Source organism: Tistrella mobilis, from assembly GCF_041468085.1.
Lineage (GTDB): Bacteria > Pseudomonadota > Alphaproteobacteria > Tistrellales > Tistrellaceae > Tistrella > Tistrella mobilis_A.
This window is the reverse complement of the sequence record NZ_CP121017.1, coordinates 286,486-312,447: the sequence shown is the minus strand read 5'-3', so window position 1 is coordinate 312,447 and position 25,962 is coordinate 286,486. Positions and strand designations below refer to the sequence as shown.

The 25,962-nt window shown below is 68.3% G+C and carries 25 protein-coding genes, 1 pseudogene and 1 riboswitch; of the genes and pseudogenes, 9 read left to right on the top strand and 17 right to left on the bottom strand.

The window, feature by feature from the left end:
• Window positions 1–57: 57 nt before the first annotated feature.
• Together P7L68_RS07220 and adhP are read right to left on the bottom strand one after the other, a co-directional pair.
• Window positions 58–996, bottom strand: coding sequence for a LysR family transcriptional regulator (locus P7L68_RS07220; protein WP_372003711.1), 939 nt, complete (start codon window positions 994–996; stop codon window positions 58–60).
• A 190-nt stretch (window positions 997–1,186) separates the two neighbouring features.
• Window positions 1,187–2,212 carry an alcohol dehydrogenase AdhP gene (adhP, locus tag P7L68_RS07215; RefSeq protein ID WP_372006791.1) on the bottom strand — a complete coding sequence of 342 codons (1,026 nt, stop codon included), beginning with the start codon at window positions 2,210–2,212 and terminating at the stop codon, window positions 1,187–1,189.
• Between the two features lie 674 nt (window positions 2,213–2,886).
• On the opposite strand from adhP, the gene P7L68_RS07210 reads away from it, so the two are divergent.
• Complete coding sequence (locus P7L68_RS07210) at window positions 2,887–4,824, top strand: sigma-54-dependent Fis family transcriptional regulator (protein ID WP_372003709.1); 1,938 nt, start codon at window positions 2,887–2,889, stop codon at window positions 4,822–4,824.
• A gap of 7 nt (window positions 4,825–4,831) precedes the next feature.
• Here the strand turns inward: P7L68_RS07210 and P7L68_RS07205 are convergent, their stop codons facing one another.
• From P7L68_RS07205 to P7L68_RS07190, 4 genes are read right to left on the bottom strand one after another with little or no spacing between them, the layout of a single operon-like run.
• Window positions 4,832–5,656: an energy-coupling factor ABC transporter ATP-binding protein gene (locus tag P7L68_RS07205; RefSeq protein WP_372003707.1), complete on the bottom strand. Its 825-nt coding sequence runs from the start codon at window positions 5,654–5,656 to the stop codon at window positions 4,832–4,834.
• Window positions 5,656–6,399, bottom strand: coding sequence for a CbiQ family ECF transporter T component (locus P7L68_RS07200; RefSeq protein WP_372003705.1), 744 nt, complete (start codon window positions 6,397–6,399; stop codon window positions 5,656–5,658). Before P7L68_RS07200 ends, P7L68_RS07205 begins: the two co-directional genes overlap by 1 nt.
• Complete coding sequence (locus P7L68_RS07195) at window positions 6,399–6,728, bottom strand: energy-coupling factor ABC transporter substrate-binding protein (RefSeq protein ID WP_372003703.1); 330 nt, start codon at window positions 6,726–6,728, stop codon at window positions 6,399–6,401. Before P7L68_RS07195 ends, P7L68_RS07200 begins: the two co-directional genes overlap by 1 nt.
• Complete coding sequence (locus tag P7L68_RS07190; RefSeq protein ID WP_372003701.1) at window positions 6,725–7,399, bottom strand: energy-coupling factor ABC transporter permease; 675 nt, start codon at window positions 7,397–7,399, stop codon at window positions 6,725–6,727. Before P7L68_RS07190 ends, P7L68_RS07195 begins: the two co-directional genes overlap by 4 nt.
• A 104-nt stretch (window positions 7,400–7,503) precedes the next feature.
• Window positions 7,504–7,744, bottom strand: a riboswitch (cobalamin riboswitch).
• A 198-nt stretch (window positions 7,745–7,942) separates the two neighbouring features.
• On the opposite strand from P7L68_RS07190, the gene P7L68_RS07185 reads away from it, so the two are divergent.
• Together P7L68_RS07185 and P7L68_RS07180 are read left to right on the top strand one after the other, a co-directional pair.
• The gene (locus tag P7L68_RS07185; protein ID WP_372003699.1) at window positions 7,943–8,317 is read left to right on the top strand and encodes a YciI family protein; all 375 of its coding nucleotides are present in this window, start codon (window positions 7,943–7,945) and stop codon (window positions 8,315–8,317) included.
• A complete protein-coding gene (locus P7L68_RS07180) occupies window positions 8,314–9,564 on the top strand; it encodes an RNA polymerase sigma factor (RefSeq protein WP_372003697.1) in 1,251 nt (416 codons plus the stop codon). Before P7L68_RS07185 ends, P7L68_RS07180 begins: the two co-directional genes overlap by 4 nt.
• Here P7L68_RS07180 and P7L68_RS07175 read toward each other — a convergent pair.
• Window positions 9,548–9,934: a cupin domain-containing protein gene (locus P7L68_RS07175; RefSeq protein WP_372003695.1), complete on the bottom strand. Its 387-nt coding sequence runs from the start codon at window positions 9,932–9,934 to the stop codon at window positions 9,548–9,550. The two genes, P7L68_RS07180 and P7L68_RS07175, sit on opposite strands and share 17 nt — an antisense overlap.
• Window positions 9,935–10,023: 89 nt before the next feature.
• Here P7L68_RS07175 and P7L68_RS07170 point away from each other — a divergent pair, with 89 nt between their 5' ends.
• On the top strand, window positions 10,024–10,677 hold the full coding sequence (locus tag P7L68_RS07170) for a TetR/AcrR family transcriptional regulator (RefSeq protein ID WP_372003693.1): 654 nt from the start codon (window positions 10,024–10,026) through the stop codon (window positions 10,675–10,677).
• Here the strand turns inward: P7L68_RS07170 and P7L68_RS07165 are convergent.
• Complete coding sequence (locus P7L68_RS07165; protein ID WP_372003692.1) at window positions 10,653–11,981, bottom strand: ferric reductase-like transmembrane domain-containing protein; 1,329 nt, start codon at window positions 11,979–11,981, stop codon at window positions 10,653–10,655. The genes P7L68_RS07170 and P7L68_RS07165 overlap by 25 nt on opposite strands.
• Window positions 11,982–12,158: 177 nt before the next feature.
• On the opposite strand from P7L68_RS07165, the pseudogene P7L68_RS07160 reads away from it, so the two are divergent.
• Window positions 12,159–12,305: pseudogene (locus tag P7L68_RS07160) on the top strand (DUF72 domain-containing protein); the annotation flags it as partial.
• Here P7L68_RS07160 and P7L68_RS07155 read toward each other — a convergent pair.
• The 7 genes from P7L68_RS07155 to P7L68_RS07125 form a co-directional block, all read right to left on the bottom strand.
• On the bottom strand, window positions 12,302–13,396 hold the full coding sequence (locus tag P7L68_RS07155) for a DNA alkylation repair protein (RefSeq protein ID WP_372003690.1): 1,095 nt from the start codon (window positions 13,394–13,396) through the stop codon (window positions 12,302–12,304). The pseudogene P7L68_RS07160 and the gene P7L68_RS07155 sit on opposite strands and share 4 nt — an antisense overlap.
• A 100-nt stretch (window positions 13,397–13,496) precedes the next feature.
• Window positions 13,497–14,093: a HutD family protein gene (locus tag P7L68_RS07150; RefSeq protein ID WP_372003688.1), complete on the bottom strand. Its 597-nt coding sequence runs from the start codon at window positions 14,091–14,093 to the stop codon at window positions 13,497–13,499.
• Window positions 14,094–14,133: 40 nt separating this feature from the next.
• Window positions 14,134–15,807 carry a urocanate hydratase gene (gene hutU, locus P7L68_RS07145; protein WP_372003686.1) on the bottom strand — a complete coding sequence of 558 codons (1,674 nt, stop codon included), beginning with the start codon at window positions 15,805–15,807 and terminating at the stop codon, window positions 14,134–14,136.
• 84 nt (window positions 15,808–15,891) lie between these two features.
• Window positions 15,892–17,454: a histidine ammonia-lyase gene (gene hutH, locus P7L68_RS07140; RefSeq protein WP_372003685.1), complete on the bottom strand. Its 1,563-nt coding sequence runs from the start codon at window positions 17,452–17,454 to the stop codon at window positions 15,892–15,894.
• Entirely contained in the window at window positions 17,447–18,268 is an 822-nt protein-coding gene (locus P7L68_RS07135) for a betaine/proline/choline family ABC transporter ATP-binding protein (protein WP_345958844.1), read from the bottom strand. Before P7L68_RS07135 ends, hutH begins: the two co-directional genes overlap by 8 nt.
• Complete coding sequence (locus P7L68_RS07130) at window positions 18,261–19,118, bottom strand: proline/glycine betaine ABC transporter permease (protein WP_345958843.1); 858 nt, start codon at window positions 19,116–19,118, stop codon at window positions 18,261–18,263. The genes P7L68_RS07135 and P7L68_RS07130 overlap by 8 nt, the downstream gene beginning before the upstream one ends.
• A 128-nt stretch (window positions 19,119–19,246) precedes the next feature.
• The gene (locus P7L68_RS07125) at window positions 19,247–20,236 is read right to left on the bottom strand and encodes an ABC transporter substrate-binding protein (protein ID WP_345958942.1); all 990 of its coding nucleotides are present in this window, start codon (window positions 20,234–20,236) and stop codon (window positions 19,247–19,249) included.
• A 296-nt stretch (window positions 20,237–20,532) separates the two neighbouring features.
• Here P7L68_RS07125 and hutC point away from each other — a divergent pair, with 296 nt between their 5' ends.
• Window positions 20,533–21,291, top strand: coding sequence for a histidine utilization repressor (gene hutC, locus P7L68_RS07120; RefSeq protein WP_345958842.1), 759 nt, complete (start codon window positions 20,533–20,535; stop codon window positions 21,289–21,291).
• A gap of 61 nt (window positions 21,292–21,352) precedes the next feature.
• Here the strand turns inward: hutC and P7L68_RS07115 are convergent, their stop codons facing one another.
• Window positions 21,353–22,558 (bottom strand): methionine gamma-lyase, encoded by a 1,206-nt coding sequence (locus P7L68_RS07115; protein ID WP_372003682.1) that lies wholly within the window; start codon window positions 22,556–22,558, stop codon window positions 21,353–21,355.
• 116 nt (window positions 22,559–22,674) lie between these two features.
• On the opposite strand from P7L68_RS07115, the gene P7L68_RS07110 reads away from it, so the two are divergent.
• The 3 genes from P7L68_RS07110 (at window position 22,675) to P7L68_RS07100 (ending at window position 25,172) form a co-directional block, all read left to right on the top strand.
• On the top strand, window positions 22,675–23,133 hold the full coding sequence (locus P7L68_RS07110; RefSeq protein ID WP_345958840.1) for an Lrp/AsnC family transcriptional regulator: 459 nt from the start codon (window positions 22,675–22,677) through the stop codon (window positions 23,131–23,133).
• Window positions 23,134–23,232: 99 nt separating this feature from the next.
• Window positions 23,233–24,153: a transglutaminase N-terminal domain-containing protein gene (locus tag P7L68_RS07105; RefSeq protein ID WP_372003680.1), complete on the top strand. Its 921-nt coding sequence runs from the start codon at window positions 23,233–23,235 to the stop codon at window positions 24,151–24,153.
• Between the two features lie 95 nt (window positions 24,154–24,248).
• The gene (locus P7L68_RS07100; RefSeq protein WP_372003679.1) at window positions 24,249–25,172 is read left to right on the top strand and encodes an NAD(P)-dependent oxidoreductase; all 924 of its coding nucleotides are present in this window, start codon (window positions 24,249–24,251) and stop codon (window positions 25,170–25,172) included.
• Here the strand turns inward: P7L68_RS07100 and P7L68_RS07095 are convergent.
• A complete protein-coding gene (locus P7L68_RS07095) occupies window positions 25,124–25,921 on the bottom strand; it encodes an AraC family transcriptional regulator (RefSeq protein ID WP_372006993.1) in 798 nt (265 codons plus the stop codon). The two genes, P7L68_RS07100 and P7L68_RS07095, sit on opposite strands and share 49 nt — an antisense overlap.
• Window positions 25,922–25,962 lie beyond the last annotated feature (41 nt).

The following is a 25,962-nucleotide window of genomic DNA, read 5'->3' as shown; positions in this document are numbered from 1 at the left end:
TTTGCGAGTAATTCGCACTTGCATAACACAAAGGGAAATACGCGGATCGGATATCGGTTATCCGCATGGCGGATCACCAACGGTGGCGGTTATGCGCTCAATGAGCCAATGGAGCGCCGGGTCCCGGCGGGCGCGTTCATGCCAGACCAGCCAGTAGTCGAAGGTGCCGAACACCTCCGGCGCCTCGAACATGACCAGACCGCGAGCCTCGGCGAAGCGTTTCGCCGCACGTTCCGGCAGGATCAGCAGCGCATCCGACTGCTCGATCAGAAGCGGCGCCACCGAGAAATACGGCATCTGCACCGCCACCTGCCGCCGCTTGTCCAGACGGCGCAGCTGACGCGCCACATGGCTGCCGGTCAGATCGCCCAGCACCGTGATCACCACATGCGGCCAGGCAAGGCAGGCATCGATGGTGGGCGGCCGGCCGGCCATGACATCGGGATCGCTGGTGATCGGATGGCCCTGGCGCACCAGACAGGCACGGCGCTCGGTGAACAGCCGGCGCCGGTACAGCTCCGGCCGCTCCGGCGTGCGGCCGATGATCACCATGTCGAGCGCGCCCGACGCCAGTTTTTGATGATCGTCGTCGGTCAAAGGGTCGACGGCGATCTCGATATTGGGGGTGGCGGCAAGCTCGCCCATCACCGGCGCCAGCACCGACAGCACGCCGTAATCGGTCGACGATACCCGGAAGCGCCGGCGATCGGTCACGGGGTCGAAGCCGGCCGGCTTGAACAGCCGCCGGATGTCGCCCAGCGCCGCCGCGACCGGCCCCTTCAGCGCCAGCGCCCGGGGCGTGGGCACCATCTCCTTGCCGGATTTGATCAGCAGCGGATCATCGAACAGCTCCCGCAGCCGCGCCAGCGAGCGGCTGACAGCAGGCTGGCTGGATCGCAAACGCTCGGCGGCACGTGTCACGCTGCCGGTCTCGATCAGCGCCGAGAACACGACCAGAAGGTTGAGGTCGATCCGGGTCAGGTCGTCGTCGGACATGGGTCTCGCGGCGAAGGACGGCGCCGGCCGGCCAGCCGGCGCTCCAGGCCGCAAATAAGTCGCAAGTGCACCTCAAGCGCAAGCCTGCAACCATGCCCCGCGACGCTTTCGCGCGGACCCGGGTGCGGAAGGCCACAATCGTGAAGACCGGCACCCTTGCGGGGCACCGGTCTTGAGGGCTGACGGCCTGTCAGATCTTCAGCACGACCCGGCCTTCGATTTTGCCGGCCCGCATGCGGTCGAACACGTCGTTGACGTCTTCCAGCCGTGCCGTCGAATAGGTCGCCGCCACCTTGCCTTCACCGGCAAAGGTGAGGCATTCGGCGAGATCGGCCCGGGTGCCGACGATCGAACCGCGGATGGTGCGGCGGTTCAGCACCATGTTGAAGATCGAGATCGGGAAGGTGCCCGGCGGCAGGCCGCAGAGCGCCATGATGCCGCGGCGGCGGAGCATGTCGGCTGCCTGGGCGAAGGCCTTCTCGGAAACCGCGGTGACCAGCACGCCATGGGCGCCGCCCTCCGTCTCGGTGATCATCTTCTGCACGACCTCGGGGTCGCGGGCATCCAGCGCCACATCGGCACCCAGCCGGCGGGCCAGAGCCAGTTTCTCGTCACCGATGTCGACGGCGGCCACATGCAGCCCCATCGCCTTGCCGTATTGCACGGCCAGATGACCAAGGCCGCCAACCCCGGAAACCACCAGCCACTGGCCGGGTCGGGCCTCGGTTTCCTTGATGCCCTTATAGACCGTCACGCCGGCACAGAGGATCGGGGCTGCCGCCTCGAAGCCCAGCGCCTCGGGCAGATGGCCGACATAGGCCGGATCGGCGATCACATAATCCGCAAAACCGCCATCGACCGAATAGCCGGTGTTCTTCTGATCGCCGCAGAGCGTTTCCCAGCCGGTGATGCAGTGCTCGCAATGGCCGCAGGCGGTGTGCAGCCAGGGCACGCCGACCCGATCGCCTTCCTTCACCGACCGCACGCCGGCACCCACCGCCGCGACATAGCCGACGCCTTCATGGCCTGGAATGAACGGAGGCTCGGGCTTCACCGGCCAGTCGCCCTCGGCGGCATGCAGATCGGTGTGGCAGACGCCCGAAGCGACGACCCTGATCAGGACCTGCCCGGGATCGGGGCGCGGCACGGGGACTTCCTCGATGACCAGCGGCTGTCCGAAAGCGCGCACCACGGCCGCCTTCATCGTGTTTGGCAGAGACATCTTCGCGTTTCCTCCATCGGTGAGACGTCCGGACGGTTTGTCCGCCCCCCTTGCGCGGATGATGCCGTCGGGGGGTCTCGTTCTGGATGGTCTGGAAGGAGAGATGATCGCGCAGGTGGCGTAACACGATCAGCATAACGCCTTCCGGGCGGAACCGCACGCCCGCTGCCCCGGGGCGTGTCCGGATCCGGTTTCCCGGAGACGATGACGGGGGCGGCGCACGGGAACACCGCCCCCGCAAGTTAAGCACCGCATCCGCGAGGGATATGCTGACGCGGTGGGGGAAATGGCGGGTAGGGACGCCCGACACCATTCCGGAAGACCAAGCAGCAAACACCGTGCCAGACGAGGCGTCGCACCGAAACGCGCCGAGATCGGCGCACCGGCCGGCTGTGGCGCACCGGGCTGTCACCATCAACCTGTCGCAGGACGCGACAGTTGCGCGACAGCTGTCGCAAAAGGCCGCAGCACGTCTTCGCCACCGCCCGGCCGGGCTGATGCGCAAACCCTTGCATCCCTTGCACAACTGCCGCCACCGGGGCATTCTGAAAGAATAGTGTTGCAGCAAGGCAGGCGCCCGCCGCCGCAACCGGGACCGGGGTGATGACGGCCACCGTCATAACCAACGGTCGATGAACATCAAGGGGCGCCGCGGGGAGAACGACCGGATGTCCCAGCAGTCCGGGCTGCAGATGCAGACGCTTACCGGCGTCCGCGGTCAGTTCCGCGATGCCGGCCACCTGCCTGACGGATCCGTGCCCGAGGTGATCGGCCGGTCCTGGCAACGTTGTGCCTCACGCGGGCTGGCGATGAACCGGCCGGCGCGGCAGGATCCGCTCGGCCTGGCAGCCCTCCGCCGCCAGCGCGAGCGCAATCACGATCTGCTGCGGCTCGCGACGCCGGAACTCGATCTGCTGGCCCATGCCATGGCAGATGCGCGTGGCGTGGCGATCCTGACCGATTCCCGCGGCCTGATCCTGGATGCCCGGGGTGATGACGGTTTTGCCGGCCGGGCCCGCCGGGTGTTCCTGCAGCCGGGCGCCTGCTGGTCGGAAGAACATGAAGGCACCAATGCGGTCGGCACGGCGCTGGCCGAAGGCGGCCTGGTCGAGGTCGACGGGGCAGAGCATTACCTGGACGAAAACCGTTTTCTGGTCTGCACGGCCATGCCGGTCTTCGATCCGTCCGGGCGGATCGCCGGGCTGTTCGACCTGTCGGCCGATGCCCGCCGGCCGCAGACCCATGCCCGGACCCTGATCCGGCTGGCGGTCGCCAATCTGGAGCATCGCTGGGCGATGCAGGCCGCCGAGAGCGACGGCGCCGATCTGCTGGTGCGGCTGCACTCCCATCCCTCGTGGCTCGGCACCCCGCATGAGGGGCTGCTGGCCTTTCGCGACGGGCGGCTGACCGCGGCCAACCGCATCGCCCTCGGCCTGCTCGGCGTCGATGCCTCCACGATCGGCGAAACCGACTGGGAAGCCCTGTTCGACGGAACGATGACCGGCGAAGCCCGGCTTCTGCACACCCGTGCCGGTGGTGTGCCGATGCATCTGCGCGTCTCGCGCCCCGCCCCGGCGGTGCCCCGCCGCCGCCCGGCCCCGGCCCCCGTCGCCGAAGCGCAGGCGGTGACCATCCGCGGCGGCATGGTCTGGGACCTGGCCACCGATGCCCTGCTCGCCCGCGCGGTGCGCGCCACCGATGCCGATATTCCGGTGCTGTTGCAGGGGGAAACGGGCACCGGCAAAGAGGTGTTCGTGCGGGCGCTGCACAGCCGCTCCAGCCTCGCCGGCCGGCCGCTGGTCGCCGTCAACTGCGCCGCCATCCCGGAAGGCCTGCTTGAAAGCGAACTTTTCGGCTACGAGGACGGCGCCTTCACCGGGGCCCGAAAGCGTGGCTCTACCGGCCGCATCCGCCAGGCCGAAGGGGGGATCCTGTTCCTGGACGAGATCGGCGACATGCCGCTCGGCCTGCAAGCGCGGCTGCTCAGGGTGCTTCAGGATGGCGAGGTCCTGCCGCTCGGCGCCGGCAAGCCGGTCAAGGTCGATTTCCGACTGGTCGCCGCCACCCATCAGGACCTGAAGACAGCCGTGGCCGAAGGGCGCTTCCGCAGCGACCTCTATTACCGGCTGAATCACCTGTCGGTGACCCTGACGCCGCTGCGCGACCGTCAGCCGCTGGATGGGATCGTGGATGCCGTCTTCGCCGCCACCGGCGCCGCCGCACGGGCCATCCGGCTGTCGGACGAGGCGCGCCAAAGGCTGATCGGCCACCGCTGGCCCGGCAATCTGAGGGAACTCGCCAACCTGTTGCGCACGCTGGTCGCCCTGGCGGATGACGGGGCGGTCATCGAGGCGACCGACCTGCCGCAGGAAATCCTGGGAGAGGCCGAAGCAGCAGCCGAGGCCGCCCCACCCTCGCCCGCACCATCCTCTCCGGCCGCTCCGGCAGCTGCGCCGGCCGCCCCCGCCTCACTGCGTGCCCTCACCGATGACGCGGTCTTCCGCGCCCTGGCCGGGACCGGCGGCAATATCAGCGCCGCCGCACGTCTGCTCGGCATCCATCGCGCCACGCTTCACCGCCGGTTGAAGGCCGCAGGCGGCCATTAGGGCCGCTTTACCGGTGCCCCGGCAAGGCGGCCACCAGATCCTCCAGCCGCCGCGGCAGGGGGCCGGCCTTCAGCAGCCCGCGGGCTGCCAGTTCGCCGGCCAGGCGGCGGAGCATCGGCAGGCGCAGCCCCAGCGCCGCCAGCAGCGCCTCATCCTCAAAAACCGCCTCGGGCGGCCCGTCGAGGACGATCTGCCCGCGGCCGAACACGGCAATACGATCGGCCCAGCCATTGGCCAGGTCCATGTCGTGGGTGGCGATGACCACGGCCGTGCCGGTGCCGGCCACCGCATCCAGCCGCTGCATCAGTTCATCGACGCCGGCCGGATCGAGCCCCGCCGTCGGCTCGTCGAGCAGCAGGATACCGGGCCGCATGGCCAGCAGCCCGGCGATGGCGACCCGCTTGCGTTGGCCGAAGCTCAGCATATGAGTGGCACGATCGGCGAGATGGGCAACGCCCATCATATCCAGCGCCTCTGCCGTACGGCCCCGGGCCTCGGCCATGGTCAGGCCAAGATTGAGCGGACCGAAGCTTACATCCTCGGCGACGGTTGCGGCAAAGAGCTGGTCGTCGGGATCCTGGAACACCAGACCGACCCGATGCCGGAGCCGGGTCAATCCCTTGCGGTCATGAGTGACCGGGCTGCCGTCGAGGATCACCTGCCCCCGATCGGTGCGGATCGCGCCCGCCAGCGCCAGCAGCAGGGTCGACTTGCCGGCACCATTGGCGCCCAGGATAGCCAGGCGTCCGCCGGCCGGAATCACCAGATCGACATGATCGAGCGCCGTGACGCCGCCCGGATAGTGATGAACCAGATCCCGAGCTTCGAGCATCAGCCGATCCAGGCCGCGCCGGCTGCGGCAAAGACAAGGCCGCCCGCGAGCAGGGCAAGCCGGGCCGGGGCGGCAACCGCCTCGGCACCGGCAAAGCGCAGCCGGCCGTCATAGCCCCGCACGGCAAGCCCGGCATTCATCCGCTGCGCCCGATCCAGCACCCGCGGCAGAAGCCCGGCGAGCAGCCGGCCCCCCGATCGGATCTGCCGGCCCCAGCCGGCATGCCCCAGCCGGGCCGCCTGGGCACGCTGCCCCGTCTCCAGACAGTCCAGCACCAGCCACACGATGCGGAACATCATCATCGCCAGATCCGAGATGTCGGGGGCGAGTCCGCGACGCTGAATCATCTGGAGCAGCGAGGTGAGCGGCGTGGTGAGCGCAAGCCCGATCAGGCAGGCGACACAGGTGACGCTCCTCAGCCCGGTGAAGGCGGCAGCGGACAGCATGTCGGGATCGGCGATGCCGACCACGGGCCCGCCTGCCCAGTGAAGCGTGATCATCTGTACGGCGGTGCCGGCCAGGATGAAGCCGGCCGGCATCACGGCCGCAGCACGCACATCCCGCAGCCCCACCCGTGCTGCCCCCAGCACCAGGCAGAGGACCAGCAGCAGGATCACGATCTGGCCGATCCAGCCGGCCACGACCAGCGAGACCAGCATCAGCCCGATGAAGATCAGGGCCTTTTCGGCAGCCGGTCGTCTGCGCCAGCGATTGGTCTGCGCGGCACGATCGATGGCCCGCATCAGGCGCGGGGCCTGTCGGCGCGCGCCGCGGCAGTATCGTCCGCGGCCGGGTCCGCATCGCGGCGGCCGCGGCGCAGGCCGAAATAATAGCCGAGCAGCCCGGCGCCGATCGCCGCCTGAAGGGCGAAGAGCAGGCTTTCGATCTCACCGCTCGGCGGTTCCCAAAGCGGCTGGAACCAGGGTTCGTAGTCGGGTGCGATCTCGCCGATCACCAGCTCGGCCTGACCGTCCGCTCCGGCGAACTCCACGGTGCCGGGCGGGTGGATCAGCAGCGGTGCGATGGCCAGCATCACGACCAGGGCAAGCAGGATCAGATTGCGCTTCATCATGACGCCACCCGCCCGCGGAACAGATCCAGCGCCTTCAGTTCCGAGCGGCTGTAGCGGCCGAGCATGTTGAACACCACCACGGTCAGCAGCCCCTCGCTGATCGCGAGCGGCACCTGGGTGAGGGCGAAAATACCCAGGAACTTCGATGCCGCCCCGGCGATGCCGCCGGCCGGATCGGGGAAGGCGAGCGCCAGCTGCAGCGAGGTCACCACATAGGTCGCAAGATCACCCAGTGTCGCCGCCACGAAGATCGCGAGCGCCGCCCCGGCCCCCATGCGGGTGAGGCCGTGGAACAGCCCCCAGGCAACGAAAGGTCCTGCGATCGCCATGGAAAAGACGTTGGCGCCAAGGGTGGTGAGCCCGCCATGGGCAAGCAGCAAAGCCTGGAACAGCAGCACGATGGTGCCGAGCACGGCGGTGACCGTGGGGCCGAACAGGGTTGCGGCCAGCCCTGTCCCGGTCGGATGTGAACAGCTGCCGGTGACGGATGGCAGTTTCAGCGCCGAGAGCACGAAAACATAGGCACCGGATGCCGCCAGCAGAAGCTTCACTTCCGGTGTTTCGCGGACCAGCCGGGTGATCCGGCGGGCTCCGTGAATGACGAAGGGTGCCGAGACCGCCGCCCAGAGGGCGGCATGGGTCGCCGGCAGATAGCCTTCCATAATATGCAAGGGCCGATCCTCCGAAGGCGTTGGCCACGTGCGGCAAGGCCTTCGGAGAAATCCCGGCAGGTTCCGGGGACCCCGCCCCCATCCGAACACCCCGTTCGGAGAGTGGCCCTGTCAGATGTGAAGGCAGGTTTCCTGGCTTGCGGGTCACCATCCGTCGCCGGCCTTCCCGGTTGCCCAGTGGCCTGAGAGCCCGAAACCATAAGTCCCGGGCGGGCGACAAACTCTCCGCCTACAGTTGCGGGGGCAGCCATGGCTCCCGGGCGCATTGCACCCGTACCCATGTTCCCTTTTACACCGCCCTCCCCCATCCGGAGCGAAAGGCGGACCTTCATGGGGTGTGATTCTGATCCCTGGTTGCATCGGGTGTCAAGTCGCCGGCCGGAAGACGGGATCGGCGCCGGATATTCTCTCCGGAAATTTTTGTCGGGCAGCGCAACGGCGCTGTCGAAATCGTCGTTGCCCGGGGCTCATCATTCCGGACGGGGGAGAGCAGCCCGCGGGGTGCGGGCAGGGCGCGCCGTCCACAGATGAGGGATGCGACCAATGCAGTATATGATGGTGATCTACGAGACCGCGGAGGCCCTGGCGAAGCAGCAGGATCCGGCCGAGGCCGACGCCTATTGGGGGGGCTGGGGTGCCTATGTCCAGGCGATCCAGGCTGCCGGCATCGTCCAGGACGGCCACGGATTGCTGCCGCCCGAAACGGCGACCACGGTGCGGATCACGGACGGGCGCCGCCAGGTTCAGGATGGCCCCTTCGCCGACACCAAGGAAAAGCTCGCCGGCTATTTCGTGATCGACGTGCCGGATCTGGACACGGCACTCGACTGGGCGGCGCGTTGCCCGGCGGCCGCACAGGGGGCCGTAGAGCTGCGGCCGGTGATGCCGCCGATGCAGGAACCCGGAGGCGGGGCGTGACCGGCCCCGACGTGGCACACAGGGCGGTCGAGGCGGCGGCACGGCAGTCCCGTGCCCGCCTCGTCGCCTTCCTGGCCGCGCGGTTCCGCGACCTCGCCGCGGCAGAGGATGCCGTGGCCGATGCTTTCCGGATCGCGCTGGACCTCTGGCCCCGGCAGGGTGTGCCGCGGGAGCCGGAGGCCTGGCTCGCCACGGTCGCCCGCCGCCGGATCACCCATGCCCTGCGCCACGGGGCCGTGCGCCGGGCGGCCGAACCGGCCCTGACCCTGCTGGCGGGGGAGGCGGAGGAGGCGGCGATGGCGGCGCGCCCCCTGCCCGACGACCGCCTGGCCCTGCTGTTCGTCTGCGCCCATCCCGCGATCGCCTCCGAGATGCGCGCGCCGTTGATGCTGCAGGCGGTGCTGGGGCTGGATGCCGCCCGGATCGGATCGGCCTTTCTGGTGGCACCGGCCACCATGGGGCAGCGGCTGGTCAGGGCCAAGGCGCGGATCCGGAGCGCCGGCATCGGCTTTGAGCTGCCCGAGCCGCAGGATCTGCCGGAACGGCTGAGCCATGTGCTGGATGCCGTCTACGCCGCCTTCGGTACCGGCTGGGAGATGGTGGCCGGCGGCGATACCCGCGGGGCCGACCTGACCGGCGAGGCCCTGTGGCTGGGCCGGCTGCTGGTGGAGCTGATGCCGTCCGCGGCCGAGGCGCGCGGTCTTCTGGCCCTGATGGCCCATTGCGAGGCACGCCGCCCGGCAAGGCGCGACGACGCCGGCCGTTATGTCCCGATCGATCTTCAGGACACCACGCTCTGGCGGGCGGATCTGATCGCCGAGGCCGAAGCCCAGCTGGCCGCAGCCGCAGCCCTGGGGCGCCCCGGCCGCTATCAGCTGGAGGCGGCGATCCAGTCCGCCCATAACGCACGCGCCGACCCCGCCGGCCGGCCGCAACCCGGCCCCGACATCCGCCTGGCCCTCTATAAGGCCCTGATGGCAATCGCCCCGTCCGCCGGCGCCGCCGTGGGCCACGCCGCGGCGCTTGCCGGAACGGCCGGCCCGGTCCGCGGCCTCCATGCCCTCGATGCCGTCGCAGGACTTGAGGAGTATCAGCCGGCCTGGGCGCTTCGGGCCCATCTGCTGGCGGCAACGGGCGATATGGCATCCGCCCGCGCCGCCTATGCCCGCGCCATCGGTCTTGCCGAGGATCCGGCCGTGCGCGCCTGGCTCGCGGCCGCAGCCGCCGGCCTCAATGACGGGGCGTGATCGACGGATCGTCGGTCCAGGCGGCGCTGCCGTCCCGGGGCGTGAAGAACAGGATGTCGAGGGCAGGCGTGTGCAGCACCGCATTGTGCGCCATGCTCCTTGGCACACAGAGGGCATCGCCCGGCCCGACCTCCAGCCGCATGTCACCATCGGCCGAGCGGATGGTGAAGGTGGCGCGACCGGCCAGGATCACCAGGATTTCGTCACCGCCGTCATGGCGCTCCCAGAAGCCTTTCACACTGTCGGCGTCGATGCGGATCACCCCCGCCATCACCGGCCCGTCGGCCAGATGGTGGTCGAGCAGGCGGAAATCGCCGCCCGGCACCAGTGTCGCGAGTTCCTGGGCGATCGAGAACACGGCCGGCTTCATCAGGGCACCTCTCTCATCGGGGCTTGATCGGTCGCCTTCAGAATACGAAGATTCCTTCGCTTTCTGAATTCGCATCCGGAGCCCCGCCGATGCCGCCTGCGCCCCCCGCTACCAGCCCGCGGAAACGGCCGGTTCAGGCCCGATCGCGCGCCACGGTCGAGGCGATCCTGGACGGCGCCGCTCACATTCTGGTGCGCGACGGCTTCGACCGCGCCACCACCACCCGGATCGCCGAGGCAGCGGGCGTGGGCGTCGGCTCGCTTTACCAGTACTTCCCGTCGAAGGAGGCCGTGATCGCGGCGCTGATCGACCGCCACGCCACGGCCCTGCAGGCGGTGTTCGACGAGCTGGCACCGCGGCTGGCCGGCACACTGCCGGCCGAAGGGGTGGCGATGATCGTCGAGGCCGCAACCGATGCCCATCGCCTGCACCCGACGCTGCACCGGGTGCTGAACGAGCAGGTCCCACGGATCGGCGACCTGGCCCGGATCAGGGATGTCTCAGCCGCGATCACCACCCACATTGCCACCTGGATCGCCACCCTGCCCCTTGCCCACGGCCGTGATCCCGCCGTGCTCGCGGTACTGGTGGAACGAAGCATCGAGGCCGTGATCCACGGTGCCCTTGCCGACGGGCACGACCACCTGCCCGCGGCTCTGCACGACGAACTGGTGGCCATGCTCACCCGGCATCTGGCACCGGATATGCCCAAACCGGATCAGCGCATCTCGAAGGCTTCCTGATGGAAGCGGCCACGGGCAAGGCCAAGCCGTTCGAGCCCGCGGCGCAGGCTGCGACCAAATCCGGCCGGGCCGCAGAACCAGATCGAAGCCTCGCGCCAGTCCGGCACCAGCCGCGCCAGGCGGGTAGCATCCAGCCGGCCGTCGCGGCCGCTCGCCAGTACATGCAGCCGCACCCCGGCCGCCATCGCCAGCGCCTGGAGCCGGGCGACGAAATCCGGTGCCGGCACCGCCGCGCAATAGATCAGATCGACCGGCCGCGGCTCTGGTGCCGCTGCCAATGCCTCCAGCCGGGCGAGGAAGGGGGTGATGCCGATGCCGCCGGCGACCCACAGCTGGGCCGGATGACGGTCGACGAAATCGAAGCGGCCATATGGCCCTTCGACAGTCACTTCATCGCCCTGCTTCAACCGGCCAGGCAGGGTCCGGGTATGATCCCCCAGCGCCTTGACGTGAAAACGGAGCCGGCCATCACCGCGCCAGGCAGAAGAGATGGTGAAAGGGTGCGGCCCTTCGGCGGCATCGAAAGTGACGAAGGCGAACTGCCCCGCCCGATGCCCCGGCCAGTTGCCCGAAAGTGCCAGATCGACCTCCAGCACCCGGGCGGCCGGATCATGCACCAGGCGGGAGACGCGGCCCGCGACGCGCCGGCTGAGCCCGATCCGGCCGAACAGGGCCAGCACCGCCGAGACCGTGCCGGCCGCCAGCAGCACCGCCACCACGATGCCGACCGGCTGGGTCCATTGATCGAAGGTGAACAGCACCGCGGCGTGGAAGACCAGCACCAGATAAGCCAGGGCCAGCAGGCGGTGGACCTGAAAGACCCGGCAATAAGGGAAGCGCCGGATCAGTGCCAGCAGGATCAAGGCCGCCGCCGCATAGAACGCCCATTCGCCGACGCTTTCCGCAAAGCCACGCCAGCTGCGCAGGGTTGCCTCCAACGTCCCCGGCTCGACCGGTATCCGGTTGCGCGCCGGCCGGTCGAGCAGCCCCCAGCCCACCGCCCATTTCGGCGCCTGGGCCCACAGCCAATGGATGACGGCCGAGATCAGCGCCGTGATGCCCAGCCATTTGTGCAGCCGGTAGCCCTTGTCGAGCCCGCCGAGCAGGCCTTCAAGGCGCACCGGCCGCATCGCCAGCACCAGAGCCAGACTCATCGCACCGATCGCCAGGATGCCGGTGCCTTGCATTATCGCCGGGCGGATGGCGAAAATCTCCGCGGGTACCTGAAAGATCTGCCCGGTGGCGAGCCAGAGGCCGGGCAGAACGACAAGAAAGGCGATCAGCAACCGTTTCGGCGCGGACATGGAAGGCGCTCCCTCAGGTGACGTCATCGCTCTTTTTCACGCCGCCCGACTGGAAAACCTACAAGGCAGGCCTGCGACCCGGCGCCGCATCCCGGAACCTGGCCGCCACCTGCACCATCGCCTTGAGCATGAGTGCGGGTGATGATGAGGGCCGCGGCTGGACCTTCGAGCCCTGGCGCGGCCGCGTCTACCCCGACGGGTTCGATGGTGGAGCGACCGCCAGCCAAACCGACACCACGCGATGTCTTTCTCTATGTGATTTCGGGCTTCAAACCCGCCAATCCGGCGGCCGCCATGGCGCTGATGGAGCGGCTGAGCCGCTAGCCCACGAGATCGAAGCCGGTGGTGGCCAGCACCGCACCATTGACCAGCAGCTCCACCGCATGATGGCCGGGATGATGGCGGCGGGTGGAGAAGTCGCGGATCACCTGGGAGCGGGAGAACTGAAGCCGTTCGCCGGGGGCGAGATCCACCGTGCGGAGCTTGAAGACCTTGCGCGAAATACCGGTCGGACGGACATAGCCGATGGCATAGTCGATCACCAGCCGCTGCGAGGTCAGCGCGGTCGAGACCAGATCCACGGCCAGGGTGATGCGATCACCCGGGCGGATCCGTGCCGGCGTGACCGCCGCCGCCGCGATCCGCACGTCCGCGGGCCGGTCGGCGCCCACGAGCGTCAGCGCCCGCGGATCACCGGCCTTGATCCGGCTGCGCAGGCCGTGGCGGATGATCCAGGCGATATGCGGATGATCGCGATCCCAGCCGGCAAGCCGATCCAGCAGCCAGTCGGGATGATCCTTCGAGATGTCGTTCAGGTGGTTGGCGACCGAGCGGCGGACATAGATCGCAGGGTCGGTCTTCAGCCGGTCGAGGATCGGCCAGGTCAGGGCCGGATCGGCCATCACCGCCTCCAGCCGGAAAGACCAGGGCAGGCGGGGCCGCGCGCCCTCGCTCGCCAGGCGGCGGACATGGTCGGACGCATCCGCGGTCCAGCCGGTCATCACCGCCAGCACATGGGCGGGCTCCCGGCGGATGAAGGGGCGAATGCCGAATTCCGACGAACCGAACCGGGTGAAGAAAGCAAGCGCATCCAGCGCCCGATCCGTGTCGTCGGCGGCAAACCGCGCCACCCAATCGGGCAGGATCAGAGTGGCGAAGCCCGATCCCATCCGCGGTGCCAGCCCGCGCAGCACATCCAGTGCCCGGTCCACCGGCAGATCGAGGGCCAGGTGGATCGCCTCGCTGACCTGACCGAGCCGGGCCATGAGGGCCAGACCGTCGAGGTCGCGGAGGGCCGCTTCCAGAAAGCGCGCGCGATCGAAGGCCAGCGAAAGATCGGCCAGATGACCGGCGATCGCTTCGATCCGGGCACGGTCGAAGATGTCTTTGAGTGCAGGCTGGGCGGTATCGGTCATGGCATCCGGGCGCGGTTCGGTGGTGCTGGAACCGGCATTCTGCCACGGGGCGTGACAGAAACCTGTCAGGAGGTTCGCCCCCCCGAGACGCACCCATGCCTCAGGCCGATGTGCGTTCGCAGATCCGGCAGACCATCAGCAGGCCGTCACCATCGACGCCTCCGGCCTCGGCCAGACCGCGGCGGTCGATCAGCAGGGCATCGAGCGGCGCAAGATCGACCGTCTCGCCCCGGATCTGCACGCCCACCTGACCCTCCATACAGAGCAGCAGCACGATTTCGGACACCACCGCCAGATCTGCCGGGCCGGCCACCCGCATCCGCTCCATCTCGTGGGCGAAACCCGCCCGCCGGGTCATCAGGTTGAGGTCCGTGATCGGCCCGTCGATCAGCCGGGCGGTGGTGGGTCGGTCGGCGGGGAAGGCGAAGGGTTCGGCTGCGGGATCGAGGCGGCAATGGCCCACACCTGCAACCGACAGCTCCATCCCCGCCCCCTGGAGCACCGCGAGCGACCGGTCGATGCCGGGAAAGATCGAGAACGGACCGTCAGTGGCAACCATCGCCATGCTCAATCGCCAGTCGAAACCGTCAAGCCCGGCACCGGCGGGCGAGATCGCGATTTCCACGGTCTCGCCGCCGCCATTCTTCCAGGGCATGCGCCGATGTCCGGCCGCGGGCAGCAGACGCATCGGGGCCATGACCGTGTCCTCCATCTTCCCCGACCGGTGGCGGCCGGTCTCAGTTCCCCAGGATCGCAGGCAGGCGCAGCCCCTGCTCGCGGGCGCAATCGAGCGCGATGTCATAGCCGGCATCGGCATGACGCATCACACCGGTCGCAGGATCGTTCCAGAGCACCCGCTCCACCCGGCGCGCGGCATCTTCGGTACCGTCACAGACCACGACCATACCCGAATGCTGCGAAAAGCCCATACCCACGCCACCGCCGTGATGCAGGCTGACCCAGGTGGCGCCGCTCGCGCAGTTGAGCAGGGCGTTGAGCAGCGGCCAGTCCGACACGGCATCGGACCCGTCCTTCATCGCCTCGGTCTCGCGGTTGGGGCTGGCGACCGAGCCCGAATCCAGATGATCACGGCCGATCACCACCGGCGCCTTCAGCTCGCCCTTCGCAACCATTTCGTTGAAGGCGAGACCCAGGCGGTGACGATCGCCCAGGCCGACCCAGCAGATCCGCGCCGGCAGCCCCTGGAAGGAGATCCGCTCCCGCGCCATGTCGAGCCAGCGGTGGAGATGGGCATTGTCGGGCAGCAGCTCCTTCACCTTCGCGTCGGTCTTGTAGATGTCTTCCGGATCACCGGAAAGAGCGGCCCAGCGGAACGGACCGACGCCGCGGCAGAACAGCGGCCGGATATAGGCCGGCACGAAGCCCGGGAAGGCGAAGGCGTTCTCCAGCCCCTCATCCTTCGCAACCTGACGGATGTTGTTGCCGTAATCGAGGGTCGGCACGCCCTGGTTCCAGAAGTCGAGCATCGCCTGGACATGGACCTTCATCGAGGCCCGCGCCGCCGCTTCCACCGCCTTCGGATCGCTCTCGCGCTTCGCCCGCCATTCGGCGATGTTCCAGCCGATCGGCAGATAGCCGTTGATCGGATCATGGGCCGAGGTCTGATCGGTGACGATGTCGGGACGCACGCCGCGGCGGACCAGTTCGGGCAGCACCTCGGCCGCATTGCCGAGCAGGCCGACCGACTTCGCCTCACCAGCCTCGGTCCAGACCCGGATCATCTCCAGCGCCTCGTCCAGCGATTCCGTCTTTGCATCCAGATAGCGGGTGCGGAGGCGGAAATCGATCGAGTCCGGGTTGCACTCCACCGCCAGGCAGCAGGCACCGGCCATCACCGCCGCCAGCGGCTGGGCGCCGCCCATGCCGCCGAGCCCGCCGGTCAGGATCCAGCGGCCCTTCAGATTGCCGTCATAATGCTGGCGGCCGGCCTCGACAAAGGTCTCGTAGGTGCCCTGAACGATGCCCTGGGTGCCGATATAGATCCAGGATCCCGCGGTCATCTGGCCGTACATGGCCAGGCCCTTGCGGTCCAGCTCGTTGAAATGGTCCCAGGTCGCCCAATGCGGCACCAGGTTGGAATTGGCGATCAGCACCCGGGGCGCGTCCTTGTGGGTGCGGAACACGCCGACCGGTTTGCCCGACTGGACGAGCAGGGTTTCGTCATCCGAAAGCGTGCGAAGCGTCGCCGCGATCCGGTCGAAATCCTCCCAGGTGCGGGCGGCACGGCCGATGCCGCCATAGACCACCAGCTCGTTGGGGTTCTCGGCGACGTCCGGATCGAGGTTGTTCATCAGCATGCGGAGCGGGGCTTCGGTCAGCCAGCTCCGGGCGCTGATCTCGGGTCCGCGCGGCGCCCTGATCTCGCGGATGTTGTGACGCGGATTGCTCATCGGATCTGCTCCTCGGGCGAAAAATCGGCCGGCTCGGGCCGGGTCGGTCTTGGGGCGGCTGAGGCTGAAAGGCGGACGTCACCGTCAGGGACGGGTGGTCCTGAGGATGGTGTGCAGGGCGGCGAAGTCGCCGTTGAGCGGCCGGTCGTCGGCATAGGGCGCCACACGGGCCCGGATGCGGCGATAGAGCGCATCGGTGCGGGGTGCCCGGGCGAGGGCCGGGGGCTGAAGGTCATAGGCCTGGGCGGCGGCGAGCAGTTCGATCGCGAGGATGCGCTCCAGATTGTCGAGCACCGCCAGTGCCTTGCCCGCCGCCGGGGTGGCGTGGGTCAGGATGTCTTCCTGAAGGGCCGAGGTGATGCCGCCATCCAGGCTGGCCGGGGCGGCAAGCCGCCGGCATTCCGCTGCCAGCGCCGCTGCGGTGTACTGGGCGATCATGAAGCCGGAACACACCCCGCTGTCACCGGCCAGGAAAGCCGGCAGCCGGCTGACCAGCGGATTGACCAGCCGGTCGACCCGGCGTTCCGAGATCGCGGCAAGCTCTGCCGCCGCCACCGCCAGCGCATCCATGGCAAGACCGAGCGCCGCCCCGACCGCATGGGCCTGGGAATGCACCTCGGGCACCTCGGGCGTGCCCGACACCGCCGGATTGTCGGTGACGCTGGCCAGCTCCCGATCGACCACCACTGCCAGTTGCTCGATCTGGTCGCGTACCGCGCCATGGACCTGGGGCACGGCGCGCAGGCTCAGCGGATCCTGGGTGCGACTGCCTGCGGCAGCGGCCAGCAATTCGCTGCCGGCAAGCCAGGCATCGAGCCTGGCACCGACGGTCTGCAGACCGGGAGAGGTGCGCAAGGCCAGCGGCGCCGGCGCAAAGGCCCCCGCCTGGGCGCCGAGGTTCTCGTAAGCGAGCGTCGCCGCCGCATCCGCCCAGTCCATCGCCCGGTCCATACGGGCCAGCGCCAGACAGGCGAGGCCGGTGGCACAGGGCGTGCCGTTGACCAGGCTCAGGCCTTCCTTGGCTTCCAGCACCAGCGGTTCCAGCCCGACAGCGGCCAGGGCCTCGCGTCCGGTCAGCAGTTCCACCCCCTTGCGGGCCGTGCCGTGGCCGATCAGCACCAGACCGATCTGGGCCGCATGGGTGAGATAGCCGACCGAGCCGCGCGCGGGGATCACCGGCAGGATATTGGCATTCAGCAGCGCCAGCAGTGCCGCGACCGTCTGCGGCCGCACGCCCGAATAGCCATGGGCAAAATTGGCGATCTGGGCAGCCATGATCGCACGGGTCTCCGCCTCGGGCAGCGGCTCCCCCACGCCGCAGGCATGGCTGAACAGGATGTTGCGCGACAGGCTCTGCTGGGCGGAGCGGTCGATGATCACGTCGCAGAGCGCACCGACGCCGGTATTGATGCCATAGCCGCGGATGCCGCGGTCGACCAGGGCATCGACCACCCGGCGCGCCGCCTCGATCCGTGCCCAGGCGGCAGGCGACAGCTCCAGCCCGGCCCCTTCGGCAATGGAGGCGAGGTCGCGCCAGCCGAGGACGCGGTCGAGGATGATGCGGTTCGCCTGCACGAGCGCCTCCGCGGTCACGTCCCCCGAAAGAAAGCCGTCCGGCGCCGCCGGATCCTGCATGGGATCAGTCATGGCCACCTCCGGTCCGACGCTGGACGAAACGGGCGACATAGTCGTTGGCGGGGTTGGTCAGGATCTCGTCGGGGCTGCCGACCTGGACCAGGCGGCCATCCTTCAGGATCGCGATCTCCGAGCCGATGCGCAGCGCCTCGTCCAGATCGTGGGTGATGAAGACGATGGTCTTGGCGAGGTTCTGCTGCAGCTGAAGCAGCTGGTCCTGCATGTCGGTGCGGATCAGCGGATCAAGCGCCGAGAAGGCCTCGTCCATCAGGATCACGTCGGTATCGGCGGCCAGGGCCCGGGCAAGGCCGACGCGCTGCTTCATGCCGCCCGACAGCTGGTGAGGATACTTGTCTTCATAGCCGGACAGGCCGACCGCCTCGATCCACTGCATGCCGATCGGCCGGGCCTCGGCGCGCGACAGGCCGCGCACCCGCTGGCCGTAGACGACGTTCTGCAGCACGGTGCGATGCGGCATCAGCCCGAAGCTCTGGAACACCATGCTGACCCGATGGGTGCGGAAATCCCTGAGCGCCTTCGCTCCCAGATCCAGGATGTTGCGGCCGTCGAAACGAACCTCGCCGGCGGTGGGCTCGATCAGCCGGTTGATGTGCCGGACCAGCGTCGACTTGCCCGAACCCGACAGCCCCATGATCACGAAGATCCGGCCGGCGCCGATGGTCAGGCTGACATCGTCCAGGCCGACGCTGCAGCCGGTGCGGGCCAGCACCTCGGCCTTGTCGAGACCCTCCTTCGCAAGCCGGAGCGCGGTTCCGGTGTCGCGGCCGAAGATCTTGTAGACATTGCGGATCTCGATCTCAGCCATGACGGGCATCCTCGTTGCGCGGCCGGCCGAAGCCCTGGGTGATGCGGTCGAGCACGATGGCCAGGATGACGATGCCGAGCCCTGCTTCCAGCCCCTTGCCGACATCGAGCGTCTGGATGCCGTTCAGCACCTGCTCGCCAAGGCCGCGGGCGCCGATCATGGAGGCGACCACCACCATCGACAGGGCCATCATGATCGTCTGGTTGAGACCGGCCATAATGGTCGGGGTTGCGAGCGGCAGTTCCACCCCGAACAGGATCTGGCGCGGACTGCCGCCGAAGGCCTGGGCGGCCTCGATCACCTCGCGGTCGACCTGACGGATGCCGAGATCGGTGAGCCGGATCAGCGGCGGCACGGCGTAGATGATGGTCGCCAGCACCGCCGGCACCTTGCCCAGGCCGAAGAGCATGATCGCCGGGATCAGATAGACGAAGCTCGGCATGGTCTGCATCACGTCGAGCACCGGCAGGGTGATGCCGCGCATGATCCGGCTTTTGGCGACCCAGATCCCGACGGGGATGCCGATGACCACCGAGACGAGTGTCGCCATCAGCATCAGGGCGAGCGTCTGCATGGTCAGGTCCCAGAGCCCGAGCACGCCCACGACCAGCAGCATCACGGCGATCATCACCGTCGGCGCAATCCGGCGGGTCGCCTGCCAGGCAAGCCCCGTGAACACCAGAAACACCACCCACCAGGGCAGGCCGCGCAGGATCTGCTCGATGACCAGGATGCCCTGGAGGATGACATTCGACACGGCCTTGAACACGAAGCCGTAATCGACCACCAGCATGCGGACGAAGTCGTTGATCGGCCCGCGAATGGAAATGTGGAGGGACTCGGGGAACATGGGCTGGCTTCCTTGCCGCGGGTGAAGCGGAGGATGGCACGGTCCACCACCGGGCGGGGGCCGGCGGTGGACCGTGCGGGAGGCAGGGATGGAGACCGGGGCGGGAGGTCGGGACGGGGCTCAGCCCGTCACTTCACCGCCGCCTCGATCTTCGCCCGGACCTCGGCCGGAACCCAGCCGCCCCAGACATCGCCCTTGGTCGCCAGGAAGCGTTTCGCGGCAGCCTGGGCATCGGCCTTTTCGTCGACCATATAGGCCAGGCTGGCATTCACCTCGGCCAGCGGGAAGGTCGCCTTCTCCAGCATCTCGACGATCTCGGGCGCCGCCTTGGCGAAATCGGCGTTCAGGCCATAGGCAACCTCGACCGCCGGGAAGGCACAGCCGCGGTCACGCTTGCCGGTGGCGCTGGTCAGCTCCGTCCAGCAGGCCTCGTCATAGGCCGGTTCCTTCAGCTGGACCAGATCGTACTTGCCCATGATCGCGGTCGGCGTCCAGTAGTAGAACAGGATCGGCTCGCCGCGCAGATAGGCGGCCGAGATCGCCGCATCCAGCGCGGTGCCGGTGCCCGGGCGGAAGTTCACATAATCGTCGGTAAGCTTGTAGGCTTCGAGCTTGGCCGTGTTGACACCCTCGCAGGTCCAGCCCGAGGGGCAGTTCAGGAAACGGCCCTTCGACGGCTCCTCCGGGTCGGTGAACAGCTTCACGATCGCCGGATCCTTGAGCTGCTCCACCGTCTCCAGCTTGGGCGCGGCAGGGGCGATGCCGCGGGTGGTGTCGCCCTTGATCATATAGGCCGGGACAAACCAGCCCTCGCTGGCGCCGACGAAGGTCTTGCCGACCGAGACCACCTGGCCGGCGGCGGCGGCATTGTTCCAGACGTCGCTGCGGCCGATCCATTCCTCGGCGAAGATCTGGACGTCGTTATTGGCGGTCGCCTGCTCCAGCGTCACAGAGTTGCCGGGGATCGCGTCGACCGCGCAGTCATAGCCTTCGGACAGGATGGTCTTCATCACCTCGGTGATGAAGGCGCCGCTTTCCCAGTCGATGCCGGCAAAGGTGACGGTCTTGCCGTCCCCGCAATACGAGGCCTGGGCGCTGCCGGTGGAGACCGCGAACACGGCGGCCGTGGTGGCGAGCGCGAGCTTGAGCGTGGTGAAGGTGAAATTCGACACCGTGCGTTCCCTTTTTTATCGCTTGGCGTACCCGGTCAGGATCTTCGGTCGTCGCCTCCTCACCGGACCGCACGGGCAGGGGCCGCCGGGCCGGGGGTGCGCTTTGGCCTGAGCCCCCCTCAGTTCCCCGGGGCGCCACAGGCAAGTTGTATATGCAAGATGACCCATTTCCCGAAGGGACGCAATCCTGTATGGTCGAAAAACATGCAACTTGCCGCATGCACACCATACAGGCAGCCCCCATGACCCAGATCGGCATCCAGATCGAGGCGACCCGGCCGGCGCCGGCCGGCGAAGACGGGCTGCGCGACTTGCCGCTTTACGAGCAGCTGAAGGCCCGTATCAAGTCACGCATCGCCAGCGGCGACTGGCCGGCCAATCACCGGGTACCGTCGGAGAACGAGCTGGTCGAGGAGATGGGGGTGAGCCGCATGACCGCGCATCGCGCCCTGAGAGAGCTGGCGGCCGAAGGCGTGATCCTGCGCGTTCAGGGCAAGGGATCCTTCGTCGCCCCCGCCAAGCGCAGCGCCCCCTTCCTGGGCGTGCGCAACATCGCCGACGAGATCGCCGAACGCGGCGCCGCCCATACGGTTTCCATCACCCTGAGCCAGAAAGAAAATTGCGGGCCGGAGCTTGCCGACGCGCTGGAGGTCGCGATGGGATCGGAAGTCTTCCACACCGTCATCGTCCATCGCGAGGACGAGGTGCCGATCCAGATCGAGGACCGGTTCGTCAACCCGGCGGTGGCGCCCGACTATCTGGCCCAGGATTTCAGCAGTATCACGCCCAACGCCTACCTTACGGCACTCGCCCCCATCACCCGCACCGAACAGTCGGTTGAAGCGATCCTGCCCAAGGCCTGGGAATGCCGGCTGCTCGCGATTGCCCGCGCCGAGCCCTGCCTGATGGTCCGCCGCCGGACCTGGTCGGGGCCGCGGGTGGTGACGGCGGTGCGCCTGCTCTACCCCGGCACACGCTACCGGCTGGAGAGCAGCTACTGACAGCGCGACGGGCGATCCCGTCGGAATCGCCCACTTGCCTATACAACTTTTGACGAGATGTTCAGGCACTGCGCCGGTGCAGAACCGGCCGCGGCAGGGCCTGCTCAAGATCCTCCAGCAGATCCGCCGGATCCTCCAACCCGACCGACAGCCGGATCAGCCCGTCGGAAATGCCATAGGCGGCCCGCTCCTCGGGCGTATAGGTCGAGTGGGTCATTGAGGCGGGGTGCTGGATCAGGCTTTCGGCATCGCCCAGCGACACCGCCCGGCCGATCAGCCCCAGCCGGTTCATGGTCTCGCGGCCGGCCGCGAGACCGCCGGTCAGCTCGAAGGCGATCATGCCGCCCGGCAGCGCCATCTGGCGCCGGGCCAGATCATGCTGCGGGAAATCTTCCAGTCCCGGATACCAGACCGACGCCACGGCCGGATGGGCGTTCAGCATCCGCGCCACCGCAAGCGCACTCGCCGAATGGCGCTCCATGCGCAGCGCCAGGGTCTTGAGCCCGCGCAGGATCAGCATGGCGTTGAACGGCGCCATCACCGCGCCGGTCATGTCCTTCAGCCCTTCCAGCCGGATCCGGCCGACGGTTTCGGCATCACCGACCACCAGCCCTGCCACCAGATCACCATGTCCCCCCAGATATTTGGTCGCCGAATGCACCACCAGATCGGCACCGAGCTCGATCGGCCGGGTGAGACGGGGCGTGGCATAGGTGTTGTCGACCACGGTCACGGCGCCCGCGGCACGGGCGATCTCCGACACCCGACCGATGTCGACCAGCCGCATGTTCGGATTGGCCGGGGTTTCGAAATACACCACCCGGGTGCGTGAGCCGATGGCGGCGGCAAGGTTTTCGGGGTCGGTCAGATCGACATGGGTGATGGTGACCCCGAAGCGCGCCAGACCATGGCGCATAAAGGCGAAGGTACAGCCATAAAGCGTGCGGTCGACGATCACCTCGTCCCCCGGCGAAACCAGGGTCCAGAGCGTGGCGGAGATCGCCCCCATACCCGACGCCAGTGCCAGCCCCGCCTCCGCCCCTTCCAGATCGGCCATCCGGCGCTCCAGCAGGTCGAGGGTGGGGTTGGAGATGCGGGAATAGACATGGCCGGGGCGGGTGCCGGCAAACATCTCGCCACCCGCCTCGGCGGTCTCGAACACGAAGGTTGAGGTAAGATGAAGCGGCGGGGTCAGCGCACCGTCATTGGCAGCCGGATCGTAGCCTGAATGGATGGCGCGGGTCGAAAAACTGCGCGATGTGGTCATGGGGGCGTCTCCCTCTGTATCTCGGGGCATGATGCGCCGCCTCGCCTGGCGTTTGATTGCCATTTTCACCCCGAATCGGCAGTCTTCAGGTCAGATATGCCAGGAAAGGAATGGCCATGGACGACAAGGACCGCCAGATCGTCCGCATCCTCCAGACCGAGGGTCGGATCACCAATCTGGAACTGGCGGACCGTGTGGCGCTTTCACCCTCACCCTGCCTGCGCCGGGTACGGGCGCTGGAAGAGGCGGGTGTCATCCGGGGCTATGGCGCCCGGGTCGATGCCAAGGCCTTCGGACTGGGCCTCACCGCCTTCGTCCATATCCGCCTGGACCGGCACAACCGAGCCGTGGTGGACGGTTTCGAACGCCGGATCGGCGTGATCGACGAGGTGGTGGAATGCCATCTGGTCACCGGCAAATCCGACTATCTGCTGCGGGTGATGGTGGCCGACCTCGCGGCTTATGAGGATTTCGTCCGCAATCGCCTGCACGATATCGAGGGCATAACGTCGATCGAATCGATCTTCGTCTACAGCTCGGTCAAGGATGCCGGCGCCTGGCCCGATCCGGGGTGACGCCGGCCTTCGGCCAAGATGCCGGCTATCCGGGCCGGATCCCTGCGGTAAGGTGCTTGCGAGACATCGACCCGCCTGAAGACGCGAGGAGCAGAATTCATGGCAGAGGGAACCGACCGTCGAGAGGGCGCCGACCAAAAGGTCAGGATCACCCACATCACGTCGTATCGTTACGATCGCGCCGTCATACTGGGCCCCCACAGGCTGATGCTGCGACCACGGGAAAGCCGGGAGCACAGGCTGCTTGCCTTCGATCTCGACATCTCACCGGCGGCCCGGGTCGACTGGTCACATGATGTGGCGGGCAACGCCATCGCATCCGCCCTGTTCGAAAGCCCGTCCGACACGCTGACGATCCATGCCCAGGCCGTCGTCGGGCTCAGCGCGCCGGCCTGGCCCGTCTTCCCGATCGCAGCCTCGGCGATCCGCTATCCGTTCTTCTATTCTGCGGATGACTGGACCGATCTCGGCGCACTCGCCCTGCCCCAATATGCCGACGCAACGGGGCGGCTGTCCGATTGGGTCGAAGGCTTCGTGATGAGCAGGCCGACCGACACCCTCTCGTTGCTGAAGGACCTCAGCAACGGCGTTGCGGCGCAGATTGCCTATGAGAGTCGCGAAACCGAAGGGACACAGGGGCCGCTCGAAACCCTCGACAGGAGGTGGGGATCCTGCCGCGACTTTGCCGTGCTGTTCACCGAGGCGGCCAGAACGCTCGGCTTTGGGGCGCGGCTCGTCTCGGGCTATCTCTACAACCCGGCCGGCGACCAGCTGGGATCGACGGCGGCGGGATCGACACATGCATGGGCCGAAGTCTTTGTGCCCGGCGCCGGCTGGATCCCGTTCGACCCGACCAACCGGGCGGTGGGCTCGGCCAATCTGATCCCGGTTGCGGTGGCGCGCAACATCCAGCAGATCCTGCCGATCGCCGGAAGCTTCGTCGGCGCGGATGTCGACCGGCCGGTCATGGATGTCGTCGTGAAAGTCGAAGATCTGCAGACGGCCGCCCCGGACAGGTGATGTCACAACCATTCAAGACGTCGGTTCATACCTCCCCTAGCCTCGTGGCGACTGGCGGCCGGGCATGATGGCCGCCCCCGGATCGGGAGGACGACATGACCGAAACCGTCGGATTTATCGGGCTCGGCGTGATGGGCCAGCCCATGGCGCTCAACCTGGCACGTGCCGGCACACCACTGGTGGTATGGAACCGCACGCGGGAGAAATGCGACGCCCTGGCCGCCGCCGGCGCCGAAGTCGCGGCAAGCCCGGACGAGGTCTTCCGCCGCGCCGAGGTCGTCATCCTGATGATGATCGACGAGGCCTCGACCGATCTGGTGCTGGGCCGCAGCGTCGCGCGTTTCCGGGCCAATGTCGCAGGCCATCTGATCGTCAACATGGGCACGCTGCCCGCCGGATATTCCTGCGCGCTCGCGGCTGAAATCCGTACCGCCGGCGGGCGCTATGTCGAAGCGCCGGTCTCCGGCTCCCGCGCGCCGGCCGAGGCGGGGCAGCTGGTCGCCATGCTGGCCGGTGCCCCTGAAGACGTCGCCCGGGTCGAACCGCTGCTGGCACCGATGTGCCGCCAGACCGTGGCCTGCGGCGCCGTGCCCCAGGCGCTGCAGATGAAGCTGGCGGTCAACCTGTTCCTGATCACCATGGTCACCGGGCTGACCGAAGCCTTCCATTTCGCCGAGGGCCATGGGCTCGATCTCGACCGCTTCGTCGAGGTGCTGGATGCAGGCCCGATGGCGAGTGCGGTGTCGCGGATGAAGCTCGCCAAACTGCGGGCCGGCGATTACAGCGTCCAGGCCTCGATCCCGGACGTGTTCAAGAATGCCCGGCTGGTGGCGGAAGCGGCGCGGGCGGCAGAGATCGCCTCGCCCCTCCTTGATGTCTGTCACGGCCTGTTCGGCGAGACGCTCGCCGCCGGCCATGACAGCCTCGACATGGCGGCGGTGGTGAAGGCGATCCAGGCCCGGACAGCGGCTCAACGCGCCGTAACCGCCCCCGCCCAGCGGGCCGGGGTGAGGCCGTAGCCGCGCTTGAAGGCGCGGCTCATATGGCTCTGATCGGCGAAGCCCGCGTCCAGCGCCGCTTCCGACAGGGCAAGGCCCCGCTGCATCGCCGCCCGTGCAAGGTCCAGCTGGCGCATGGTGCGATAACGGCTGGGGCTGGTGCCGAAGGCGCGCCGGAACTGGCGGGCCAGCGTCCAGCGATCCAGGCCCGAAACGGCTTCCAGAGCGGCGGCGGCATGGCGGGTTGCCGGGTCGTCGGCGATCAGCCGGCGCACCTGCTCCAGCGCTTCGACCGGCAGCCGGCCGCCTGTGCCCCTCGGCGATGCCGACCGATCCAGCCGGCCCAGCATGTCCGCCAGCCCGGTGACGAGTTCGACGCTCTCCAGATCGCCCAGCGGCACATCCAGATCGACCAGCCCCTGCCGCAGCACCGGATCGATCGCCGCCGCCGTGACCACCGGGTCGGCGACGAAAGGCAGCGGCCGGCCGTCCAGGGCCGCCAGGATCAGCGCCGGATCGACATAGACGATCCGATAGCCGAAGCCCTCGGGCGTGCCAGCGGCGCCGTCGTGAATCTCGTCGGGGTGAAGCACATGCATCTGCCCGGCCAGGCAGGCCCGGCGGGTACCACGATAGCGGAAGCTCTGCACGCCATGAGTGGTGATGCCGATCGCATAAGTGTCGTGGCGATGGGGCGCGAAAGCCCGACCGTCGAAGGCCGCGGCCAGACGCTCCAGGCCAGGCGCGCCCGCACCCAGGCGCAGCCGGATCCCGCCCTCGGCGGCGGGGGCCGTTTCAAGCCCCGGCAGCG

Bases quoted from the DNA above. Each gene is read 5' to 3' on its own strand.
- P7L68_RS07220 (WP_372003711.1), bottom strand. From the start codon at position 996: ATGTCCGACGACGACCTGACCCGGATCGACCTCAACCTTCTGGTCGTG.
- P7L68_RS07210 (WP_372003709.1), top strand. From the start codon at position 2,887: ATGTCCCAGCAGTCCGGGCTGCAGATGCAGACGCTTACCGGCGTCCGC.
- P7L68_RS07205 (WP_372003707.1), bottom strand. From the start codon at position 5,656: ATGCTCGAAGCTCGGGATCTGGTTCATCACTATCCGGGCGGCGTCACG.
- P7L68_RS07200 (WP_372003705.1), bottom strand. From the start codon at position 6,399: ATGCGGGCCATCGATCGTGCCGCGCAGACCAATCGCTGGCGCAGACGA.
- P7L68_RS07195 (WP_372003703.1), bottom strand. From the start codon at position 6,728: ATGATGAAGCGCAATCTGATCCTGCTTGCCCTGGTCGTGATGCTGGCC.
- P7L68_RS07185 (WP_372003699.1), top strand. From the start codon at position 7,943: ATGCAGTATATGATGGTGATCTACGAGACCGCGGAGGCCCTGGCGAAG.
- P7L68_RS07175 (WP_372003695.1), bottom strand. From the start codon at position 9,934: ATGAAGCCGGCCGTGTTCTCGATCGCCCAGGAACTCGCGACACTGGTG.
- P7L68_RS07170 (WP_372003693.1), top strand. From the start codon at position 10,024: ATGCCGCCTGCGCCCCCCGCTACCAGCCCGCGGAAACGGCCGGTTCAG.
- P7L68_RS07165 (WP_372003692.1), bottom strand. From the start codon at position 11,981: ATGTCCGCGCCGAAACGGTTGCTGATCGCCTTTCTTGTCGTTCTGCCC.
- P7L68_RS07155 (WP_372003690.1), bottom strand. From the start codon at position 13,396: ATGACCGATACCGCCCAGCCTGCACTCAAAGACATCTTCGACCGTGCC.
- P7L68_RS07150 (WP_372003688.1), bottom strand. From the start codon at position 14,093: ATGGCCCCGATGCGTCTGCTGCCCGCGGCCGGACATCGGCGCATGCCC.
- hutU (WP_372003686.1), bottom strand. From the start codon at position 15,807: ATGAGCAATCCGCGTCACAACATCCGCGAGATCAGGGCGCCGCGCGGA.
- hutH (WP_372003685.1), bottom strand. From the start codon at position 17,454: ATGACTGATCCCATGCAGGATCCGGCGGCGCCGGACGGCTTTCTTTCG.
- P7L68_RS07135 (WP_345958844.1), bottom strand. From the start codon at position 18,268: ATGGCTGAGATCGAGATCCGCAATGTCTACAAGATCTTCGGCCGCGAC.
- P7L68_RS07130 (WP_345958843.1), bottom strand. From the start codon at position 19,118: ATGTTCCCCGAGTCCCTCCACATTTCCATTCGCGGGCCGATCAACGAC.
- hutC (WP_345958842.1), top strand. From the start codon at position 20,533: ATGACCCAGATCGGCATCCAGATCGAGGCGACCCGGCCGGCGCCGGCC.
- P7L68_RS07115 (WP_372003682.1), bottom strand. From the start codon at position 22,558: ATGACCACATCGCGCAGTTTTTCGACCCGCGCCATCCATTCAGGCTAC.
- P7L68_RS07110 (WP_345958840.1), top strand. From the start codon at position 22,675: ATGGACGACAAGGACCGCCAGATCGTCCGCATCCTCCAGACCGAGGGT.
- P7L68_RS07105 (WP_372003680.1), top strand. From the start codon at position 23,233: ATGGCAGAGGGAACCGACCGTCGAGAGGGCGCCGACCAAAAGGTCAGG.
- P7L68_RS07100 (WP_372003679.1), top strand. From the start codon at position 24,249: ATGACCGAAACCGTCGGATTTATCGGGCTCGGCGTGATGGGCCAGCCC.